Source organism: Shewanella sp. A22, assembly GCF_053850585.1.
The window spans coordinates 1-808 of the sequence record NZ_JBSQBN010000258.1; the positions used below are offsets into that span (position 1 = coordinate 1).

Here is an 808-nt window from a genome sequence, read left to right on the forward strand (position 1 = left end):
ATGCTGGAGGTAGAGTAACGCAGGAGCTTGTTACCGAGGATCACTATTCGCTTCAATCATCTGCCTTGCCTACAGCACTTTGAACTCCCGCTGAAAGATCACATATTTAATAGGATTGGTATAACCTGTTATTTCACGCTGTGCTAAAATCAACGCTAATTTATTCGTTTTATAGGTTTGTTGTTATGAGTCATCCCGCCTCTAAATCATCAATGATGGAAGAAATTGCCCGCGTGGTTGACTATCAACAGGGTTGGGTCACCGTCGAAGTCGAACTCAAAAGCGCTTGTAATCATTGTGCCAGCAGTGAAAATTGTGGCACTTCGACGATAGCAAAAGCGTTTTCGGTTAAAACTCAACGCTTTTCTTTACCGACCGATAAACCTTGTCGGGAAGGTGACTTATTGAAAGTTGGCTTACCAGAAAGTGTGATTATTAAAGCTGCTGCGCTGGTGTACTTATTACCTTTGTCAGGCCTATTTATTTTTGCTACGTTTGGTCATTTATTGGCAGCTGGGCTTGCATTTGATACAAATGTATCGGCTATGGTGTTTGGTGCACTAGGCGCCGTTTTTGCTTGGTCTATTGGTAAGCGCTTAGCCAATAAAATAGAAGTCAATGCATCACCAGTTATCATTGCATATTTGGGGCAAGAAGTGGGTGTGATTAGTGCGAATCAGGTTTAATACCAATCTCATTAAATATCTGGTCAGTTCAGAGTCTCTCAGGTTTTTCAATTCAAGGCACATTGATGTAGAAATGGTTGTTGCCTTTTAAATCGATGTAACACAGAAGTGGAATACCTGAG

The 808-nt window shown here is 41.5% G+C and carries 1 protein-coding gene; it reads left to right on the forward strand.

Going from position 1 to position 808, the window contains the following annotated elements; genetic code table 11:
• Window positions 1-212: 212 nt before the first annotated feature.
• Complete coding sequence (locus ACWXWT_RS20595) at window positions 213-686, forward strand: SoxR reducing system RseC family protein (protein ID WP_456043418.1); 474 nt, start codon at window positions 213-215, stop codon at window positions 684-686.
• The last annotated feature ends 122 nt before the right edge of the window (window positions 687-808 follow it).